Origin of the sequence: Burkholderia sp. BE17 (assembly GCF_009362305.1) — a bacterium.
Lineage (GTDB): Bacteria > Pseudomonadota > Gammaproteobacteria > Burkholderiales > Burkholderiaceae > Burkholderia > Burkholderia pyrrocinia_C.
In genome coordinates, this window is sequence record NZ_WHNU01000113.1 from 1 (window position 1) to 586 (window position 586).

Annotated in this window: 2 tRNA genes and 1 rRNA gene; all 3 read right to left on the bottom strand. The window is 53.1% G+C overall.

The window, feature by feature from the left end:
- Positions 1-174 precede the first annotated feature (174 nt).
- A tRNA-Ala gene (locus tag GD429_RS40045) sits at positions 175-250 on the bottom strand.
- An 87-nt stretch (positions 251-337) separates the two neighbouring features.
- Positions 338-414: transfer RNA gene (locus GD429_RS40050), tRNA-Ile, on the bottom strand.
- Positions 415-476: 62 nt separating this feature from the next.
- Positions 477-586 (bottom strand): 16S ribosomal RNA (locus tag GD429_RS40055); the annotation flags it as partial.

Consider the following 586-nt stretch of genomic DNA (forward strand, 5'->3'; position numbering starts at 1 on the left):
AACCCGGATAGTTTCCACGTCCATCTCGAGACGCTTCCGCTATCCAAATTACTTACTTCTTCCAGATTGTTAAAGAACGACAGCCGATACCTACTACGTATCACTCTGACTGGCTCAATCGCCAATGCAAAATTCTCGGTTCAGCGTCTGAACCAAGCTCTTAGCGTTGGTGATTGGTGGAGGCAGACGGGATCGAACCGACGACCCCCTGCTTGCAAAGCAGGTGCTCTCCCAGCTGAGCTATGCCCCCCATGTACAGGTATCCTCAGGTGTGAGCCGGTCGGCTTGAGGTACTCGTAAGCGCTAAAGCGCCAACGATCACCGACACGTCAGACAATGGTGGGTCTGGTTGGATTCGAACCAACGACCCCCGCCTTATCAAGACGGTGCTCTAACCGACTGAGCTACAGACCCCTGAGTCTGTCTTTAATTTACAGCCGATAAGCGTGAGCGCTCAATTTTGCGAGAAGCTCTGGAAAGGAGGTGATCCAGCCGCACCTTCCGATACGGCTACCTTGTTACGACTTCACCCCAGTCATGAATCCTACCGTGGTGACCGTCCTCCTTGCGGTTAGACTAGCCACTT